Source organism: Neobacillus sp. NPDC093182 (genome assembly GCF_044754045.1).
The window spans coordinates 503,203-522,837 of the sequence record NZ_JBIVOI010000001.1; the positions used below are offsets into that span (position 1 = coordinate 503,203).

Annotated in this window: 20 protein-coding genes; 3 read left to right on the plus strand and 17 right to left on the minus strand. The window is 38.7% G+C overall.

Annotation, left to right across the window (positions count from 1 at the left end):
• Nucleotides 1-17 precede the first annotated feature (17 nt).
• The 3 genes from ACIQAA_RS02710 to rpsU all read right to left on the minus strand — a co-directional run bounded on the left by ACIQAA_RS02710 (nucleotide 18) and on the right by rpsU (nucleotide 1,403).
• Nucleotides 18-650, minus strand: coding sequence for an NfeD family protein (locus tag ACIQAA_RS02710; RefSeq protein WP_402614623.1), 633 nt, complete (start codon nucleotides 648-650; stop codon nucleotides 18-20).
• 117 nt (nucleotides 651-767) lie between these two features.
• A complete protein-coding gene (locus ACIQAA_RS02715) occupies nucleotides 768-1,214 on the minus strand; it encodes a GatB/YqeY domain-containing protein (protein WP_402614626.1) in 447 nt (148 codons plus the stop codon).
• Between the two features lie 15 nt (nucleotides 1,215-1,229).
• Nucleotides 1,230-1,403, minus strand: coding sequence for a 30S ribosomal protein S21 (rpsU, locus tag ACIQAA_RS02720; protein WP_007087607.1), 174 nt, complete (start codon nucleotides 1,401-1,403; stop codon nucleotides 1,230-1,232).
• 212 nt (nucleotides 1,404-1,615) lie between these two features.
• On the opposite strand from rpsU, the gene ACIQAA_RS02725 reads away from it, so the two are divergent.
• Nucleotides 1,616-2,548, plus strand: a complete 933-nt coding sequence (locus ACIQAA_RS02725; protein ID WP_402614629.1) for a Na/Pi symporter — start codon at nucleotides 1,616-1,618, stop codon at nucleotides 2,546-2,548.
• 27 nt (nucleotides 2,549-2,575) lie between these two features.
• On the opposite strand, the gene deoC is transcribed toward ACIQAA_RS02725, so the two are convergent.
• The 13 genes from deoC to gpr all read right to left on the minus strand — a co-directional run bounded on the left by deoC (nucleotide 2,576) and on the right by gpr (nucleotide 17,606).
• Nucleotides 2,576-3,250 carry a deoxyribose-phosphate aldolase gene (gene deoC, locus ACIQAA_RS02730; protein ID WP_402614631.1) on the minus strand — a complete coding sequence of 225 codons (675 nt, stop codon included), beginning with the start codon at nucleotides 3,248-3,250 and terminating at the stop codon, nucleotides 2,576-2,578.
• Nucleotides 3,251-3,344: 94 nt separating this feature from the next.
• Nucleotides 3,345-4,700 carry a tRNA (N(6)-L-threonylcarbamoyladenosine(37)-C(2))-methylthiotransferase MtaB gene (gene mtaB, locus ACIQAA_RS02735; RefSeq protein WP_402614634.1) on the minus strand — a complete coding sequence of 452 codons (1,356 nt, stop codon included), beginning with the start codon at nucleotides 4,698-4,700 and terminating at the stop codon, nucleotides 3,345-3,347.
• Nucleotides 4,701-4,705: 5 nt separating this feature from the next.
• Nucleotides 4,706-5,458 (minus strand): 16S rRNA (uracil(1498)-N(3))-methyltransferase, encoded by a 753-nt coding sequence (locus ACIQAA_RS02740; RefSeq protein WP_402614637.1) that lies wholly within the window; start codon nucleotides 5,456-5,458, stop codon nucleotides 4,706-4,708.
• Nucleotides 5,459-5,561: 103 nt separating this feature from the next.
• Nucleotides 5,562-6,503, minus strand: a complete 942-nt coding sequence (gene prmA, locus ACIQAA_RS02745; protein WP_402614639.1) for a 50S ribosomal protein L11 methyltransferase — start codon at nucleotides 6,501-6,503, stop codon at nucleotides 5,562-5,564.
• Between the two features lie 17 nt (nucleotides 6,504-6,520).
• Nucleotides 6,521-7,651 carry a molecular chaperone DnaJ gene (dnaJ, locus tag ACIQAA_RS02750; RefSeq protein WP_402614642.1) on the minus strand — a complete coding sequence of 377 codons (1,131 nt, stop codon included), beginning with the start codon at nucleotides 7,649-7,651 and terminating at the stop codon, nucleotides 6,521-6,523.
• A 249-nt stretch (nucleotides 7,652-7,900) separates the two neighbouring features.
• Nucleotides 7,901-9,733 carry a molecular chaperone DnaK gene (dnaK, locus tag ACIQAA_RS02755; protein WP_402614644.1) on the minus strand — a complete coding sequence of 611 codons (1,833 nt, stop codon included), beginning with the start codon at nucleotides 9,731-9,733 and terminating at the stop codon, nucleotides 7,901-7,903.
• Between the two features lie 32 nt (nucleotides 9,734-9,765).
• A complete protein-coding gene (gene grpE, locus ACIQAA_RS02760; RefSeq protein WP_402614647.1) occupies nucleotides 9,766-10,356 on the minus strand; it encodes a nucleotide exchange factor GrpE in 591 nt (196 codons plus the stop codon).
• Nucleotides 10,357-10,485: 129 nt separating this feature from the next.
• Nucleotides 10,486-11,517, minus strand: a complete 1,032-nt coding sequence (gene hrcA / locus ACIQAA_RS02765; RefSeq protein WP_402614650.1) for a heat-inducible transcriptional repressor HrcA — start codon at nucleotides 11,515-11,517, stop codon at nucleotides 10,486-10,488.
• Between the two features lie 125 nt (nucleotides 11,518-11,642).
• A complete protein-coding gene (gene hemW, locus ACIQAA_RS02770) occupies nucleotides 11,643-12,785 on the minus strand; it encodes a radical SAM family heme chaperone HemW (RefSeq protein ID WP_402614652.1) in 1,143 nt (380 codons plus the stop codon).
• A 76-nt stretch (nucleotides 12,786-12,861) separates the two neighbouring features.
• Nucleotides 12,862-14,697, minus strand: coding sequence for a translation elongation factor 4 (gene lepA / locus ACIQAA_RS02775; protein ID WP_402614655.1), 1,836 nt, complete (start codon nucleotides 14,695-14,697; stop codon nucleotides 12,862-12,864).
• A gap of 141 nt (nucleotides 14,698-14,838) precedes the next feature.
• Entirely contained in the window at nucleotides 14,839-15,165 is a 327-nt protein-coding gene (locus tag ACIQAA_RS02780) for a DUF3679 domain-containing protein (RefSeq protein ID WP_402614658.1), read from the minus strand.
• Between the two features lie 19 nt (nucleotides 15,166-15,184).
• Nucleotides 15,185-16,375 carry a stage II sporulation protein P gene (gene spoIIP / locus ACIQAA_RS02785; RefSeq protein WP_402614661.1) on the minus strand — a complete coding sequence of 397 codons (1,191 nt, stop codon included), beginning with the start codon at nucleotides 16,373-16,375 and terminating at the stop codon, nucleotides 15,185-15,187.
• A gap of 94 nt (nucleotides 16,376-16,469) precedes the next feature.
• Complete coding sequence (gene gpr, locus ACIQAA_RS02790) at nucleotides 16,470-17,606, minus strand: GPR endopeptidase (protein ID WP_402614664.1); 1,137 nt, start codon at nucleotides 17,604-17,606, stop codon at nucleotides 16,470-16,472.
• A gap of 214 nt (nucleotides 17,607-17,820) precedes the next feature.
• On the opposite strand from gpr, the gene rpsT reads away from it, so the two are divergent.
• The gene (rpsT, locus tag ACIQAA_RS02795; protein ID WP_402614667.1) at nucleotides 17,821-18,081 is read left to right on the plus strand and encodes a 30S ribosomal protein S20; all 261 of its coding nucleotides are present in this window, start codon (nucleotides 17,821-17,823) and stop codon (nucleotides 18,079-18,081) included.
• A 48-nt stretch (nucleotides 18,082-18,129) separates the two neighbouring features.
• On the opposite strand, the gene holA is transcribed toward rpsT, so the two are convergent.
• A complete protein-coding gene (holA, locus tag ACIQAA_RS02800; protein WP_402614670.1) occupies nucleotides 18,130-19,146 on the minus strand; it encodes a DNA polymerase III subunit delta in 1,017 nt (338 codons plus the stop codon).
• 309 nt (nucleotides 19,147-19,455) lie between these two features.
• Between holA and ACIQAA_RS02805 the strand changes: the two genes are divergently transcribed.
• Nucleotides 19,456-19,590, plus strand: a complete 135-nt coding sequence (locus ACIQAA_RS02805) for a YqzM family protein (RefSeq protein WP_045517769.1) — start codon at nucleotides 19,456-19,458, stop codon at nucleotides 19,588-19,590.
• The last annotated feature ends 45 nt before the right edge of the window (nucleotides 19,591-19,635 follow it).

The window sequence follows — 19,635 nt, forward strand, 5'->3', positions numbered from 1 at the left end:
TCCTAGTTAGTCATTCATTATACTTTCCTGACTACGATACGTACTCCTTCAACCTTTATCACAGTGATTTTTGCATTTTGATCAATGAAATCGCCTTCACTCACTACATCGATTCTTTCATTATTAAAAACTGCTGTTCCAGATGGTCTTAAAACAGTCAATGCGATACCTTCTTTACCTAATAAATCTGTACGATTTACATTAGATACATAACCATCCTCTTTTTTGGCGGAGTCAAACAGAATCATTCGATTAAATAAAACCATTTTTTTGCCAAGGACCTTAATCATAAAAAATAGGACAGCAATTGAAATACCAATTGCGATGAAAATCGAGATTCCCATATTCAATGGATTTTCTCCTGCAATAAACAGACTTGCTATTAATGCTGCCAAACCTAGTGTGCCCGAAATGGCTCCTGGAAGAAAAAATTCTAAAAAGATCAGCATGATCCCTACTGCAAATAACATAATGGTTCCAAAACCGGCAAGACCAGCTTGAAAATGTCCGTAAAAGAAAAGAAGTAGTGCAAATAAACCTATGAATCCTGATATTCCGAACTTTGATGAAAACAACTCATAGACAATAGCCGTTCCTGCAATCGTTAATAGCAGTGTTACAACGATTGGGTTTGTTAGAAACTCAACCATAATTACCCTCCCTTCATGACGACACTATGTATACGTTTTATATCCAAATAAGTTTCAAATTAATAAAACAATGAAAAACCGCAAGCTAAACGCTTGCGGTCTTGGTTGTCAGAATAATTATGAAAGGTGTTGTTGTACAAATTTATTTACAAGTGAACCGTCTGCTTTACCTTTTACTTTTGGCATAATCGCAGCCATCACTTTTCCCATATCCGCTTTTGATTTTGCACCGACTTCAGAGATTGTTTCTTTAACAATTTCTGACAACTCTTCTTCGGAAAGCTGCTTCGGTAAATACAGTTCGACGATAGCCAACTCTGCACGCAATTTATCAACAAGGTCTTGACGACCTGCTTTATCAAATTCATGGAGGGATTCTTTGCGTTGCTTTACTTCGCGAGAAAGGATTGTTAACTCAGCTTCATCGGAAAGCTCTTTTGTACCAAGCTTAATCGCTTCATTTTGCAATGAAGCTTTTACCATCCGAATGGTTGTGAGTTTGTCTTTTTCCTTATTTTTCATCGCTTGTTTCATGTCATTGTTTAAACGCTCGAGAAGACTCATAAATTACACCCTCTCTTAGAACTTACGTTTTCTTGCTGCTTCAGACTTTTTCTTACGCTTTACACTTGGCTTTTCGTAGAATTCGCGCTTTCTTGCCTCTTGCAAAGTACCAGTTTTTGATACTGTACGTTTGAAGCGACGAAGAGCATCTTCAAGCGATTCGTTTTTACGAACGACGGTTTTAGACATTCTCTTTCCCTCCCTCCGAAACACAACACACTTACATTCAATCCATGTACCTTGCAATTATAATATATCATAGAAACAAGGTCAACTGTATTTCTAGAGTTGAAACAAGCTTTTGATATTTTTATTCATATATCCACATTTTTTTGAACACCCCGCCATAAATCTGGCATGTCCCCCTCCCTCAGGCATACAATTAAGAGAGGGGTGAAGACATGCTTTACATACTATTATTTATATTATTTATCTTATTATTTATCTTTGGCATGACCATAATAAGGTTTGGATTATTTAATTTGTCGGGGAATAAATTAAAAGGATGGCTGACCAAACTAACAAGTACACCACTAAAAGGTATGGTGACAGGCACCTTTGTTACTGCACTATTACAGAGTAGTTCAGCAGTAATGGTCATCACGATTGGGTTAATTTCAGCAAAAATCATGACTTTTCCTCAATCGATCGGGATTATCTTAGGCACAAATATCGGAACAACCTTTAAAACGGAGCTAATTACCTTTAATCTTGATAAGGTTTTAGTACCACTCGCTATTATTGGAGCATTACTTACCTTTTTTAAACCTTTAAAAATTAGAAGCATCGGAATGGTCACCTTTGGAATCGCCTCAGTCTTTACAGCAATGAAAGGTTTTGAGCTTCTAGCTCAGCCATTGACTGCACTCCCATTTATCAATAATTTTATCCTCTCAATTAACGACAATATCTTACTAAGTATTTTTACTGGAGCAATTATTACTGCCATTATTCAGTCAAGTACAGCTATGACAGGTATCACCATGGGTTTTTTAACTGCAGGTCTTCTTCATCTCGATGCTGGGATTGCGATCGTATTTGGCGCCAATATTGGGACATGTATTACAGCTCTAATTGCTTCCATTGGAGGCGGGAAAGAATCAAGATTAGCTGCCTTTGCACACGTTTGGCTGAATGTTGCCGGTGTTCTAATTTTCACTCCCTTTATTCCTTATTTGTCAGAAAATGCCCATATATTAGCGGATGAAAAGATGATTCAGTTAGCACATATAAGTGTAATATTTAATGTGGTTTCATCCATTATGGTATTGCCATTTGCAACAAAATTTGGTGAAATGATTTTGAAGATACATGGCGGAAAAACAAGTAACTAACTAAAAAGACGGCCTTGGCCGTCTTTTTTAGTAGTCAGAAGCAGCTGTTAATCCTTTTAGAATAGCCACTCCAGCACTTGCGCCTATTCTCGTCGCTCCTGCTTGAATCATTTTTTCCGTATCTTCCGTATTGCGCACTCCTCCAGAGGCTTTTACTCCTATATCAGGCCCAACAGTTTCCCTCATCAACTTAATATCTTCTACTGTAGCACCGCCAGTTGAGAAACCTGTGGATGTTTTTACAAAGTCTGTACCAGCCTTAACTGCAAGCTCACAGGCACGAATTTTTTCTTCCCTTGTAAGCAAACTTGTTTCAATAATAACCTTTGTTAACGCTCTTCCCTTTGCAGCTTCCACAACTGCCCGAATATCTTTTTCAACTAACTCATCATTTTTATCCTTTAAAGCGCCGATATTGATAACCATATCCACTTCATCTGCGCCATTTTCTATCGCATTATTTGTCTCAAAAGCCTTTGTTTCCGGCGTTGCAGCGCCTAATGGAAATCCAATAACGGTGCACACCTTAACGCCGCTGCCGTTAAGTAAATCTCTAGCTGTGTTTACCCACGTTGGATTTACACAAACTGAAAAAAACTTATATTCTATTGCTTCTTGGCACAGGGTTTCTATTTGCTGGCGGGTTGCGTCCGCTTTTAACAATGTATGGTCAATCATTGAAGCAACGTTGGTAGTAGCCATTTTACTTGCCCCTTTTCTCATGATAGTAAAAAGAAATTTGATACTAACATTAGAATACCCAAATTTATATAAAAAAAAGGACCAAACTAGGTCCTTAAATCGCAGCTTCTTCTTTTGTAAATACTTCTGCTTTTATATCATCTTCAACAATTTTGACAAATTGTCCTTCATTGTATGGATAACCTGCTTTTGTAATTTTTACTTTAACAAGTTTACCAATCATTTCTTCAGTTGCAGGGAATACCACTTTTAAATAATTATCTGTGTAACCAACATATAACCCATCGTTGAATTCCTCTTCAGGAATTACTTCCAATACATCATTTTCAAATTGCGAAGCATATTCCTTTGCTAACTGATCAGAAAGAGTTATTAAGCGGTGTACACGCTCATTCTTAACTTCTTCGTCAACCTGATCTTCCATACGCGCAGCAGGTGTTCCAGTACGTTTAGAATAAGGGAAAACATGCAGTTCTGAAAACTTATGGTCCTTAATAAAATTATAAGTCTCCATAAATTCTTCTTCCGTTTCCCCTGGAAAACCGACAATAACGTCAGATGTAACAGCAAGACCTGGAAGTACTTCTTTAAGACGGTCTAATCTTTCACCAAAGAATTCCATTGTATACTTTCGACGCATTCTTTTTAATACAGTATTAGATCCAGACTGAATTGGGATATGCAAATGGCGGACAATAATATTTGAATGTTTGATTACTTCAATCACTTCATCAGTAATTTGACTTGCTTCAATAGATGAAATCCGAAGTCTTGAAAGACCTTTAACTTGAGCTTCTAAATCACGGAGCAGCAAGGCTAAATTGTAATCCTTCATATCTTCACCGTAGCCGCCTGTGTGAATCCCGGTTAATACGATTTCTTTATAACCTGCATCCACAAGCTGCTGCGCTTGGCGAATAACTTCCTTAGGGTCACGGGATCTCATTAACCCGCGTGCCCAAGGTATAATACAGAAAGTACAGAAGTTATTACAACCCTCTTGAATTTTCAACGAAGCACGTGTACGATCTGTAAACGCAGGAACATCAAGCTCTTCGTAAACACGATTTTTCATAATATTGCCTACGCCATTTATTGGCTGGCGTTCTGTTTTATACTGTTCAATGTAATCAAGCATTTTCACACGATCCTGGGTTCCAACTACAATATCAACACCAGGTATCGCCATAATCTCAGCAGGTGAAGTTTGAGCATAACATCCTGTAACACAAATTACGGCGTCAGGATTTTTCCGGACAGCCCGTCGAATCACTTGACGGCTTTTTTTATCGCCAGTATTTGTTACCGTACAAGTATTAATTATATAGACATCAGAAATTGATTCAAAATCAACTCGATCATAGCCTTCTTGCTTGAACAATTGCCAGATTGCTTCAGTCTCATAATGATTCACCTTACATCCAAGTGTATGAAAAGCGACTGTTGGCATTGTATTCATCTCCTCATTAATTCAAAATGGTAGGAAATCGCCGCTAGAGCATATAAGGGCGCAGTTTCCGTTCTTAAAATACGCGGACCTAAGCCGCATAGGGCAAAACCATTTTCCTGTAAAATATGGACCTCTTCTTCAGCCAGCCCGCCCTCAGGACCAAAAACTAATAGCAGTGATTCCCCTGGTTTCATTTTTTGTAATGCCCCTGAAAAAACAGACGTTTCACCACTTCTGCTTTCTTCCTCGAAAGCAGCTAATTTATAATGAAAATTTTTGCTTTTCTCTATTAAAGCTTTAAAATTCATCGGACTTATAATTTCAGGTACTATACCACGATGGGATTGTTCCGCAGCTTCTTTCGCAATTTTTTGCCATCTCTCTACTTTTTTACCGGCTTTTTTATCATCCCATTTTACGACAGAACGACGTGCTGCAAAAGGAATAAATTCATGGGCACCAAGTTCTGTACCTTTTTGAATAATCCATTCGAGTTTGTCCCCTTTTGGAAGTCCGCTTGCAATCGTAATTGAGATAGGAAGCTCAGACTTCTCATCTTTCCATTGTACAACGTCTGCAACGACTTGTTCATCGGTAATTTTTGCAATTTCACAAACTGCCGCATCTCCTCTTGGATCAACACAAATGATTTTGTCCCCGATTGCCATGCGCATTACCTTGATCATATGATGGCGGTCATCACCATCAATCACAAAACTATTCTCATTTGCTCGTTGTTTAACAAAGTACCGTTGCACACGATGCACCCCTCTAAAACATTTTACTCTTTATTTTACTGCAGCCATTGTTTCATTTAAAGCAGGCAAATAGAAAAAAGGGGCATTATCCCCTTTTTTAGCATTATATCCTTTTAGCAATAATCGCAACCCAGTCTTCCATTAAGATGGTTTCGGTGATTTCAAAGCCGGACTGAATGAGTCCTTCTTTTACTTGATCTTTCTTTTGCTGAATAATTCCTGAGGCAATAAAAGTCCCTCCAGGTTTAACAACATGCGCTACATCATCCGTAAAACGTAATATAACTTCAGCTAAAATGTTGGCAACAACCACGTCAGCTGAATTTTCTTCCACGCCATCTAAAAGGTTATTTTGCGAAGTGGTTACCTTGTCACTTACTTTATTTAGCTTTATGTTGAGTCGCGCAGATGTTACAGCAACTTCATCTAAATCATAGGCACGAACATCTTCTGCACCTAGCATAGCTGCAGCGATACTTAGCACACCTGAACCAGTTCCAACATCAATTACTCTGTCACCAGGCCGAACTGTTCTTTCCAGAGCTTGAATACACATGACCGTTGTTGGATGTGTTCCGGTTCCGAAGGCCATTCCTGGATCCAATTCAATGATTAATTCATCACTGCTAACTGGCGTGTAGATCTCCCAAGTAGGAACAATCGTAAACTTCTCTGAAATTTTCACAGGATGATAGTATTTCTTCCATGCTGTTGCCCATTCTTCCTCGTTTACTTCACTAATGGTGACTTTATTTATTCCAATGTCAATATTGTGAATAATAAGGTTATTAATTGATTCTTTTATCGCGTCCACCGTTTCTCCTAAGAAGCTGTTAACAGGGAGATATGCTTTAACGATAACTCCTTCTTCAGGGTAATCATCAGGATTGAGTTGGTAGATTTCCCCGAACTGATCTTGCCTCTCCTTTGTTAGTTCAAAAGGATCTTCAATAACTACGCCGCTAGCACCGGCCTCATGTAAAATATGCGATATTGGTTCAATCGCTTCGTTTGTAGTGTGAATACTAAGTTCAGACCATTTCATTCTACCAACTCCAATCCTTAGTCGCCCTTAAAGGCTCGTTTTACTTTTGAAAAGAAGCCTTCTTCATGTTCACCTATTGGAGAGTTTCCACTTAGATCTGCAAACTCACGAAGAAGCTGCTTCTGTTTATCCGTTAATTTTGTAGGAGTAATAATACGGACTATGATGTGCTGGTCCCCTACTCCATATCCACGAACATTTGGTATCCCTTTACCTTTAAGTCGGAATTTGGTTCCAGTTTGTGTTCCAGCAGGTACCTTAAGTTTTACTTTTCCATGTAAGGTTGGTACTTCAACTTCATCACCAAGTGACGCTTGAACAAAAGTGATAGGCATTTCACAATAAACATCATCGCCATCTCTTTCAAAAAACTCATGTTCTCTAACATGGAAAACAATATATAAATCTCCAGAAGGTCCTCCGTTAATTCCGCCCTCACCTTGTCCGGAAATCCTTAACTGTTGGCCATCATCAATACCTGCAGGGATTTTAACATGAATCTTCTTCCGTTTTTTCACTTTACCAGATCCGCCACAGGTTGAACATTTATGTTTAATCTCTTTCCCTGTGCCGTTACAATGATGACAAGTACGGCGATTAACCACTCTGCCAAATGGTGTATTTTGCTCAATATTTAACTGTCCTGTCCCATGACAGTGTTGACAGGTTTCAGGCTTTGTTCCCTTTTTAGCACCAGAACCGTTACATGTACCGCATGTTTCTTCACGAGGAATTTCAATATCTGTTTCTTTTCCGAAAGCCGCTTCTTCAAAAGAAATAGTCATTGTATATTGCAGGTCTGCACCTTGTCTTGGGGCATTTGGATCACGTCGGCGTGAACCACCGCCGCCGCCAAAAAAGGTATTAAAAATATCTTCAAAGCCGCCGAAACCACCGCCAAAATCAGCGCCTCCGCCAAAGCCTTGATTTGGATCAGTATGACCGAATTGATCATAATGTGCTTTTTTCTGATCATCGCTTAGAACCTCATAAGCTTCAGCGATTTCTTTGAATTTATCTGCAGCATCAGGCTCTTTGTTAATATCTGGATGATATTGTTTAGAGAGCTTCCGATATGCTTTTTTTATTTCATCCTTAGAAGCGCTTTTACTAACACCAAGCACCTCATAGTAATCTCGTTTACTCATGATTACCACTCCCGAATCTGTCACATAAAGATTATTCTAACACAATAAAAACACAAATTACAAAGAAAAAGTCAAAGCCGATGCTGACTTTGACTTTTTCATAGGTTTAAAAAGAAATTTTATTGTCTAGCTACAGCGCCTAGAGGCTCTAAGGTCTAAGTCAATCCGTCAAGAAGGTTAAAGAGCAACCTTCATGCCGGCTCGCCTTATGCCTGTCGCCTCTGGACAAGGCGCTTCCGCTTTTCGTTTTTATTTTTCTTCTTTGATTTCTTCAAATTCAGCATCGACTACGTTGTCATCTTTAGGACCCGCGTTTCCGCCTTCTGCACCTTGTGCTCCTTGTGCTGCCTGAGCCGCTTGTTCATAAAGCTTAACAGTTAACGCTTGAACGATTTCTTGTAAAGCGTCTTTTTTAGCACGGATTTCAGCCAAATCATTTTGTTCAATCGCTGCTTTTAAAGCATCTTTTGCTTCATTTGCTTTTGCAACTTCAGCAGCATCTACCTTATCTTCTAAGTCTTTTAATGTTTTTTCAGTAGTAAAGACTAGTTGGTCCGCTTCATTGCGCAGTTCCACTTCTTCTTTACGCTGTTTGTCAGCTTCAGCGTTTTCTTCAGCTTCTCTGACCATTTTTTGAATTTCTTCATCAGAAAGACCTGTTGAAGATTTAATTGTAATTTGCTGTTCTTTATTGGTACCAAGATCTTTTGCACGTACATTTACAATACCGTTTTTATCAATATCAAAGGTTACTTCAATTTGTGGAATTCCACGTGGTGCTGGTGGAATATCGGATAATTGGAAGCGGCCCAATGTTTTATTTAGATTTGCCATTGGACGTTCCCCTTGAAGAACATGGATATCAACAGCCGTTTGATTATCAGCAGCAGTTGAGAATACTTGTGATTTAGATGTTGGAATGGTTGTATTGCGGTCGATTAACTTTGTAAATACGCCGCCCATTGTTTCGATACCAAGTGATAATGGTGTAACGTCAAGTAAAACTACATCTTTAACATCACCAGTGATTACGCCGCCTTGAATAGCAGCACCCATTGCTACTACTTCGTCTGGGTTAACTCCGCGATGCGGCTCTTTGCCTGTTGCTTTCTTAATAGCCTCTTGAACAGCAGGAATACGCGTTGATCCGCCCACAAGAATAACCTTATCAAGCTGTGAAGCTGATAGTCCCGCATCACTTAATGCTTGACGAGTTGGTCCCATTGTACGTTCTACAAGATGAGCAGATAACTCATCAAATTTAGCTCTGGTCATTGTTACTTCAAGGTGAAGCGGACCAGCAGGACCTGCTGTGATAAACGGTAAAGAAATTTGCGTAGAAGCTACTCCAGATAAATCTTTTTTCGCCTTTTCAGCAGCATCCTTTAAGCGCTGTAGTGCCATTTTATCTTGGGATAGGTCAATGCCATTTTCTTTTTTGAATTGCTCTACTAAGTAGTCGATAATAACTTGGTCAAAGTCATCGCCGCCAAGACGGTTATCACCAGCAGTTGCTTTTACTTCAAATACGCCATCTCCTAATTCAAGGATAGAAACGTCGAATGTACCACCGCCAAGATCATAAACAAGAATAGTTTGGTCTTGATCCGTTTTATCTAAACCATATGCAAGTGCAGCCGCAGTTGGCTCATTGATAATACGCTCAACTTCTAATCCAGCAATTTTACCTGCGTCCTTTGTTGCTTGACGCTCCGCATCATTAAAGTAAGCAGGTACAGTAATAACTGCTTTAGTAACTGGCTCACCTAAATAATCTTCAGCGTAAGATTTTAAATATTGAAGGATAATAGCCGACATTTCTTGTGGAGTATAGTTTTTACCTTCTACTTCTACTTTGTAATCTGTTCCCATATGACGTTTAATGGACATGATGGTATTTGGGTTCGTAACAGCCTGACGCTTAGCCACTTCCCCTATTTGGCGTTCACCGTTTTTAAATGCAACAACAGATGGGGTTGTGCGGTTGCCTTCTGGATTTGGAATAACCTTTGGTTCGCCGCCTTCAAGAACTGCGACACATGAGTTTGTTGTACCAAGGTCAATACCGATAATTTTACTCATTTCCCTTTTCCTCCTAGGATTAATATGTAGGTTTATTGATTTACCTTAACCATTGACGGGCGGATCACTCGATCCTTTAACATGTACCCTTTTTGGAATTCAGCACTTACGATATTAGAGCCAAAATTCTCATCTTCTCCCTGCATAACTGCTTGGTGGAAATTTGGATCAAACTCTTTTCCAACTGCTTCAATTGGTTCAACACCTTCTTTTTTCAAGGCGTCAACTAAACTACGATAAACCATTTCCATTCCTTGAAGCAAGGAGCGAGTTTGCTCATTGTCTGCTTCAATTTGTAATGCTCTTTCGAAATTGTCCAAAGTAGGAAGCAGTTCAGTCACTAACTTTTGTGCTTTATATTTTTCACCCGCCTCGATATCTAATCGAGTCCGACGGCGGAAGTTATCAAAATCTGCTTGAAGACGCAAGTAACGATTATCTGCTTCTTCTAGTTTACTGGTGAGGTTTTGAATTTCAGCAGCATAGTCTATGTGTGCAGCATTATCCTTGGAATCCCCTGCTTCATCGAAAACTGTTTCAACTTCCTCATTGGTAAGTTCAACTTGTTCATTTGTTTCAGATTCAACTTCCTCATTAAGTGTGTTGTTCTTTTCTTCTGTCAACTTACTCACCTCCTTAAAGGATTGTTAAATATTTATTTGTAATCGTTAATTTCATAGTAAGGGGGTGAAATACTTAGTATTTACCTAGGTGTAATACGCAGTATTTCACCCTTCTCAATATCTCCACTGCTAATATTTTTGATACAGGTTTGTTAACACTGAGGTTAAATCCTTACTTAAAAACTGCAGCAAGCTAATTACACGTGAGTATTCCATTCGAGTTGGCCCAAGAATCGCAATGGTTCCCAAACTTTCTGCTCCAACTGAATAGGTTGCGGTAATAAGGCTGCAATTTTCCATGGCACTGTTATTGTTTTCTCTGCCGATTTTCACATTGATACCAGCTGAGTCATGTTTGATTAAAGGATAGATCCACTCTTCGTGATCAATCATCTGTAAGAGAGTACGGATTTTACTGATATCATGAAATTCCGGCTGGCTTAACATATTTGTTTTTCCACCGAAGAAAAGTTTTTCATTAACCGGCATTTTAAGTGAATCAGCAATGGTGTGCAGCATTAAATCATAATTTCGAATATGCTGCCTTAGCAGCATCGCTACTTCCTTATAGATTTTATCGTTTAAATCTTCGAGTGCTACCCCAGTCAACCGTTCGTTTAATATGTTGACTGTCTTTTCCAAATCACTCGCATCCACTGTAGGGGGCAGATAAAATGTTCGGTTTTCAACATGACCCGAATCAGTAACAAAGATGGCTACAGCTGTTTCCTTGTTTAAAGGAATGATTTGTATTCGTTTAAGTTTATTAAAGCTTGCAGCTGGACCTAGAACGATTGAAGTATAATTGGTTAGCTCAGATAGTATCTTTGCTGATTTTTGAATGATTTTCTCAAACTCAAAAATCTTTTCCGCAAAAATCGATTGAATAATCGAAATATCCTGATTGTTTAATGCTTGAGGCGACAGTAAATGGTCTACATAGTACCGATAGCCTTTTTCAGAAGGAACACGGCCAGAAGAAGTATGCGTTTTTTCTATATAGCCTAATTCTTCAAGGTCAGCCATTTCATTCCGAATGGTTGCTGAACTAAATGAAATTTCTTCTTTTTTCGACAAACTCCTTGAGCCGACAGGTTGTGCAGATCGAATAAAATCATCAACAATAACCTGAAGAATCAATAATTGACGATCTGTTAACACCTTTCATCACCTCTGTTAGCACTCATTGAAGTCGAGTGCTAATTCTATTAATAAATTATCAAAAATAGGGGGATGGTGTCAATCATTTGATACTAAGAAATTGCAAAGTCACAGGTATTAAGATTTTAGTTAGTGACCCCTAAAAATGATTGAAAAACCTCATTTCCAAGCAGCAGCCCTGTTTTTGTTAAATATATATTATCGTCTTTTACTTCTATCCATTTTTTTGAAATCAAATCAGAAATCTCATTTTTAAATATTTCCAGTGGGTCAATATCAAATTTTTCAATGAAATGGGATATAGATACTCCATCTGTTTTTCGTAGACCTAAAAACATTTCTTCTTCTATTTGTTCTGCTTTTGAAGTTTGGTGTTCCTGAAAGATAGGGAGGTGCCCGTTATCAATTAGTTCCATATACTTTTTCAATGGTCCAGCATTCGAGCGTCTCCAGCCATTCACATAGCTGTGAGCACCTGCACCGAACCCATAATAGTAATCGTTATTCCAGTATGTTAGGTTATGTTTGCTTTCATAACCAGGCTTTGAAAAATTACTAATTTCATACTGATTAAATCCGTGCTTTTCCATTTGCTCCATAAGCAGTTCATACATTGCTGCTTCCATATCCTCTCCTGGTGTAGGGAGCTTGCCTTTTTGCAAAAGATTGTAAAAAACTGTCTTTGGTTCAATAATTAACGAATAGGCCGAATAATGTTGAATGTCTAGTGTAAAAGCTTGAGTCAATGACTCTTTAAAGTCAGTAATGGTTTGGGTCGGCAGGCTGAAAATTAAGTCAATACTAATATTTTTGAAGCCAATAGACTTTGCATTCTCTACTGTTTGGTACACATCTTTTGCACGATGGACACGGCCAATTTTCTTTAATAATTCATCATTAAAGGTTTGAACACCAAGGCTAAGGCGGTTAACTCCTGCATTTTTTAATATTTGTAACTTTTCTTTTGTTAAATCACCTGGATTTGCTTCGAAGGTAAATTCAAGTTCACTGCTCATCGGTAAGTTTCTGGTTATACTTCCACAAAACCTTTCAAGCTGCTTTTCATTTAGGGAGGTTGGTGTCCCGCCCCCCACAAAAATGGTATTCAGCTGATTCGTTGGGTATTTTTGTAACGATAAAATCATTTCCTGCTCAAGTGCCTGTAAATATTCATCCACCGGCTGCCCCTTAAGAAATACCTTATTAAAATCACAATAATGGCAAATATGCTCACAAAAGGGGATATGGAGATAAGCAGCTTTAATCATACTTTCACCTCTTAAATAACAAAAAGAGGCTGGATTTCGCCTATAAATAGACTTGTCCTAACCTCCCGTTTCGTTTTTATTTTTTTGAATTGTTGTCATCCATTTTAAGGACGGCCATGAAGGCTTCTTGTGGGACTTCTACAGAACCAACCTGTTTCATCCGTTTTTTACCTTCTTTTTGTTTCTCGAGCAGCTTTCGTTTACGGGAAATATCTCCCCCATAACATTTAGCCAATACGTTTTTACCCATTGATTTAATGGTTGAACGAGCAACAATTTTTTGACCAATAGCGGCTTGGACAGGAACTTCAAATTGCTGCCTTGGGATTAATTCCTTTAGCTTCTCAACAATGACTTTGCCGCGTTCGTAGGCAAAATCTTTATGAACGATAAAGCTTAAGGCATCCACCTTTTCAGCGTTTAACAATATATCCATTTTAACCAAGCTAGACGGTTTGTAACCAATTAATTCATAATCAAATGATGCATAGCCTCTCGTGCTAGATTTAAGTTGATCAAAGAAATCATAAACAATTTCTGCTAACGGAACTTCATAGATGATGCTTACACGGTTTTCACCTTGGTATTCCATATTAATAAAAATACCACGCTTTTGCTGACACAACTCCATAATCGCACCGACATACTCATTTGGAGCCATCATCGTTGCTTTTACGTAAGGCTCTTCAACATGGTCAATTTTCTGTGGATCCGGAAGATTTGAAGGGTTATCCACTTTTATTTGATTGCCATCTGTCATGTGTACATCATAGATAACGCTTGGAGCCGTTGTAATCAAATCAATCTTAAATTCACGCTCAATCCGTTCCTGAATAATCTCCATATGAAGAAGTCCTAAGAACCCACAGCGGAAACCAAAGCCTAGTGCTTGGGAAGTTTCAGGCTCGAATTGAAGTGCAGAATCATTTAACTGAAGCTTCTCCAGCGCTTCACGCAGATCATTAAATTTCGCCGTATCAATTGGGTACAAGCCACAATACACCATAGGGTTTAATTTCCGATAACCCGGAAGCGGTTCGGTCGCACCATTTTTGGCATTTGTAATCGTATCACCAACACGAGTATCGCCAACATTTTTGATAGAAGCTGTAAGGAATCCAACGTCCCCAACAGTTAGTTCATCTAGCAGCAATGATTTTGGTGTAAATACTCCTACTTCATTCACTTCAAATTCAGCACCAGTTGCCATCATTTTAATTTTATCGCCCACTTTTACGCTGCCTTCGACAACTCGAATATAAGCCACAACACCTCGATAGGCGTCGTAAAGGGAATCAAAAATTAATGCTTTCAATGGAGCATCCGGATCACCAGTCGGAGCTGGAACCGTTTTTACTACCTGTTCAAGAATGTCTTCAATCCCGATCCCCGCTTTAGCTGATGCTAAAACTGCTTCTGAGGCATCAAGACCAATAACCTCTTCTATTTCATTACGGACTCTTTCAGGCTCTGCACTTGGTAAGTCGATTTTATTAATAACAGGTAAAATTTCGAGGTTATTATCTAATGCAAGATAAACGTTAGCCAGGGTTTGCGCTTCAATCCCCTGTGCCGCATCAACAACTAAAACAGCACCTTCACAAGCAGCAAGGCTTCGAGAAACCTCATACGTAAAATCGACATGTCCAGGCGTATCAATCAGATGGAAGGTATACTCTTCTCCATCTTTCGCTTTGTATTTTAATTGCACGGCATTCAACTTAATGGTAATACCGCGTTCTCTTTCTAAGTCCATCGAATCTAAAAGCTGATCCTTCATTTCACGGGATGTTAATGCATTCGTTTTTTCTAAAATACGGTCAGCTAATGTTGATTTCCCATGGTCAATATGGGCAATAATCGAGAAATTTCTAATCTTTGATTGTCTTTTTAATTTATCTTCTCTGTTCATGTATTTCACTCCTACTATAACTCGCACAAGTACACTATTTTTGATTATATCAGTACGGGAAATAAGATTCAATGAAAACTAAAAGAGGATGGTTTTACCATAAAAAATAGCGGTACCCTTTATAGGAACCGCCGGCAATTATCATTGAGTAATAAGATTAATAAGTTTTTCCGAAGCTGTGGAAACACCTTCTGAAATCTTCTTTCCCATCGATGAAAAAAGATTAAAGGCACTTATTTTCTCAAGCTTCTTTTTCTTTTCATCAATGTCATGGCTCGAGATGTCATTTCCCAAGAATGTGGCCTTAACATGGTCACCATTGTCATTTAAGGCAACAGCATTTTGAAAATTGGGATCATCATAGCCCTTCATTTTATGAATACCGTCATTCGCTAATTGCATACCGGCTAACACGGAAATAAACATTAGTGCCACTATACAAAAAAATTTCAGCATGAACATTTTCATCGGACATGCTCCTTTACTTCTATTGTTTATCCGTCGATTGTTCTACATCATAATTTACTTTCTCTGCCTGCCAGAAATATTCACTAAAGACATCTGCAAGTGCTTCTGCGGAACGGTTTAACTCTTCAAATGTATTATCAACACCGCCAAATTCTATTAACAAAGCATTTTCAGAAAGATTTTGATTGTACACGCCATTTGATCCTGCGTCTTTTTTCATCAAGACTCCCCAACTAATACCTTTATATTTTTCTTGCAGCAGTTTATGGAGGTCCGTCGCTAATTTTAGATTTTTTTCGTAATTAGGGTTTTTTCCGCCGACGACAAAAACTAACTGTGCATAGGGTTGTCCATTTACAATTGGGGTGGTTTTGTCTTTACGTCGTGCATCCCGATGGATATCAATTAAATAATGTATATCACTATTTGTTGCCATTGCTTCCCGTACCAATTCACCAGATTTCGAATAGGCGCCAGCCATTTTTACAGACCCCATAACATCTGATTTATCAATGGATGTTCCAATACCTCTCGCCTCTAAGCCAGCTTTTAATTGATCCCCTATCTTGGTGACATTTAACTGGGAATGATAAGCAAGGTCAGGATCAGTTACTCCCTGTAAATAAGGTAAATAAGACTCACGATTATGCGTGAAGTAGAGATGTACCACCTTCTTATCACCTGTTGTAAGGGACGGTGAAGGCTTATCACCACTGCTGCCTCCTTCATCGATACCCTCTAAATTTTGCAGGGAAGCCTCTCGCTCCGCCTTCATTATTTCAATTGGCGGAGCAGACTCCATTGGCATATTGGTATAATTGGAACCTTCACCTGCCACTACGATTTTTCCATCAAACTGAAAAAATCCTGGAAGTTCTCTGCCTAAAAGGCTCCTTGGGTCATTTAAATTAATATTGCTCGAAAGCTTAAAAATTAAGTTGGTTAACTTAGGGCTGGCTGTTAAATTATCCTCTATGGACAAGAAATGATGATTCTCCCAAGCCATTAGTTGATAGAGCATTTTCCCATTTACTTCATTCGCTGCCGTATTAACAGAATTAGACATAGGCCTAAACTGAGGCTTTAACGATGTTAATAGCCCGCTGATAGAAAACACCAATAGCAAAAACAAAAGGATAAAAGAGGTTACTTTTATTAGATTCGTCCCTTGCACCGTTAAAAACAATCCGGAATTCCTAGTAGATTTCATGGTTCCACCTCTCAATTTGATTCTAGTAAATACTTATGACATTACTAGAATTGCTAGAACCATATTTCGCAATTGTGAGGTGGTCACTCAAATATTATCTGGTATAGTAACCGGCATTTCCTTGGTCAATATTACTGTGGAGCGAAGCATTTAAACCGCTGGCAATCAGATTGGCCATATCTTCAATAAACACATCTACTTCCTTTGGAGTGACCATCAAATTGTGTCCCAAAGGGGAAAGCACTTCATAAATCAACTTACGCTTTTCCTCTTCCTCCAATGTCCCGATCATTCCAAGGAAGGTCTGACGGTGCTTTTCTTCAGGAAGGTCCTCTTCAGTAAGCTTTTTTCGTTTTCCAAAAGTCATACCCGCAGGTGCAAGTGCTCGAGAAGGTCGATTTCCTTCCTTAAGTTCCTTTCCAAAATGCTTAAGGATAAAATCTATCGTGTCACTTGTAATGGAAACAGCATCGACAACGGTAGGAACCCCAATTGCAATTACCGGAACTCCTAATGTTTCCTTACTTAATTCTTTTCTTTTATTGCCAACACCAGATCCTGGGTGAATACCTGTATCTGAAACTTGAATGGTAGAATTAACCCTTTCAATGGACCTCGCTGCTAATGCATCAATCGCGATGACAAAATCAGGCTTAGTTTTCTCAACTACACCGAAGATGATATCGCTCGTTTCGATTCCCGTTAATCCCATAACTCCAGGAACTAACGAACTAACGGGACGATACCCTTCCTCTACATGTTCAGGCTGCAACTCGAACAAGTGCCTGGTGATCAATAGGTTTTCACAGACCATCGGACCAAGTGCATCAGGAGTAACATTCCAATTTCCCAGCCCCACCACGAGGCAGGAGGCATCCTTTTTGATACCGGTTCCTTCTAGGAAGTGAGAAAATTCTTTTGCAAAAATTTCCTCGACCTTTTGTTGTAAAGGAGTGTCCTGCTGTCTAATCCCCTGTACTTCCACCGTTAAATAGCGTCCTGCCTTTTTTCCGAGCTGTTGTGCTCCTGCGTCTGTGATTTCAACTAATGATACCTTTATATCGTCAATATCTTTTTCTTTAATAATGACTCCTTCAATTTGGGAGATGTTCTCTCCTTGTTGAACCGAGCCTTCCCTATCAGCAATAACCATTTCTCGTGCTTCAATTGCTAAATCCGTTCGAATTGAGTACTGACTTAAGTCAATATTGCTGTTCTTGTTCTCCTGCATTATGCCTCGCTCCTATCTTTAAGTTCTAATCTAGAAACTATTTCCTTATTTTTGCCCCTTTTCGGCTAAAACATTCAGGTTATTCTTATATGTAAATAAATCTAGTATTGCAATATAAGGTTTGGTTTGATAAAATATCTCTTGTTCTGAATAATTGTGAATGAAGGTAAAGTCGAGTTCATATAGTCTCGATTCTTTGTAGGAGGTGAAAGTAATGCCTAACATTAAATCTGCTATTAAGCGTGTAAAAACAAGCGAAGCTCGTAATGCTCAAAATACAACTGCTAAGTCTGCAATGCGTACGGCTGTTAAGAAAGTAGAAGCTGCTGTTACTCTTAGCGATGCTCCTGCAGCTAAAGAAGCATTCTCTACTGCTGCTAGCAAATTAGACAAGGCTGCTGCTAAAGGACTTATCCATAAAAATGCTGCTGCCCGTAAAAAATCTCGTCTTGCTAAAAAAGCTAACTCTCTATAATTAGAGTGCACAAAAAAACGATTCCTACTTGGAATCGTTTTTTTGTCTTCATCGTTTTATTTTAAACAATAACATCTCAATTAGTAATGACTTATTCATCCCGCCCGTTTTCATCTGGTGGTCTGCATTTGCAAGCATCGCCATAAGATTGGTCAATTCTTCATCCTTAAACTGATTGGCTTGTCCTGCCGCCAGCTTTACTCGAAAGGGATGAGTTTTCAAAAAGCCAGCAATTTGCTGCTGCCCGTAACCTCTGCGCGAGAGCTCTTTTACCTGATAGATTAACCGGAACTGCCCTGCCAGCAAGGCTAAAACTTTTATCGGTTCCTCATTTTGTTTTAATAAATCATAATAAATTCTAAGGGCATCCTCTGGTTTTCGTTGTACCACCTTCTCGATCAAGGTGAAAATATTTTGTTCAAGTGACCTTGAAACTAACTTTTCTACCATTGCCGCATCAATTCGTTTTTCCTCTGCAGCGTATAAAGCTAATTTATCGACCTCGCTGGTAATCATAAACATATTCGTACCAGCCAAAGTTAGTAACAACTCGAGCGCGTCAGGGTCAAAGACGATGCCATTTATCTTTGCTCTCTCTTTCACCCAATTTTTTAAATCATGTTCATTTAATTTTTTCGCCTCTACTGAAACGGCAGATCTCTTTAATTCTTTGGTCACTTTTTTTCGTTCATCCAGCTTCTCATAAGGCGCTGAGATAACCAAAACCGTATACGGTGCTGGATCTTTAAGATATGCTTCAAACCGAGCAAGATTATGGTCGATTTTTTCTTTTGTCTTTTCTGCAGTTAAAAATTTAGGATTATGTAGAAATATCACTTTCTTCTCACCTAAAAAAGGGAACGTCTCTGCGTCTTCTAGTGCCGCTTCAATAGGAGTTTCATCTAAATCATAAGCAGTAAAATTAAAGTCCTTCTCTTCTTCATCTAAAACCTGATTAAGCAGCAATTGTTTTGTTTCATTGATTAAAAACGCTTCTGTACCATATAATAAATAAATGGGAGCAATTTCCCGTTTTTTTATTTGTTTCCAAATATCTAATACCATTATCCAAGCTCCCCTTCGATTCTCGTTCCATTATCTATCGTAATGAAGCTTGGACAATTTGACAAGTGTTAAAAGGGAATTGACGCTTTTCTGACAAGCGCCAATTCCCGATCTATAATGAACGCCTGCAATCAAAGCCCTAGGATCATTTGATTGCTTGGCGGAGTTCCTTGTGTAAATTTAGTGTCACCTTTTTGGAATAAAGTATTTGTGTTAACTCTTGTCAATATAGGAAGCAGATATTGAAAGCATGCTGGATTTTTTAGATAAAAAAGCTTATACTATTATGTGAAATAGGAGGGGTATACTGTGAATGAATTTGAAAAGAATGTGCAAAGTAAACGCAATGACGCAATTGATTCTGGGGTAGGCTTTATCGTTTCTTTTGGTTTTTTTGCTACAATGTTTATTATTGCAACAGTAATTAAAATTATCGGATCCTAATCTGCGCTACATAATGAATGTTTGGAGACTGCATATCTTGCGGTC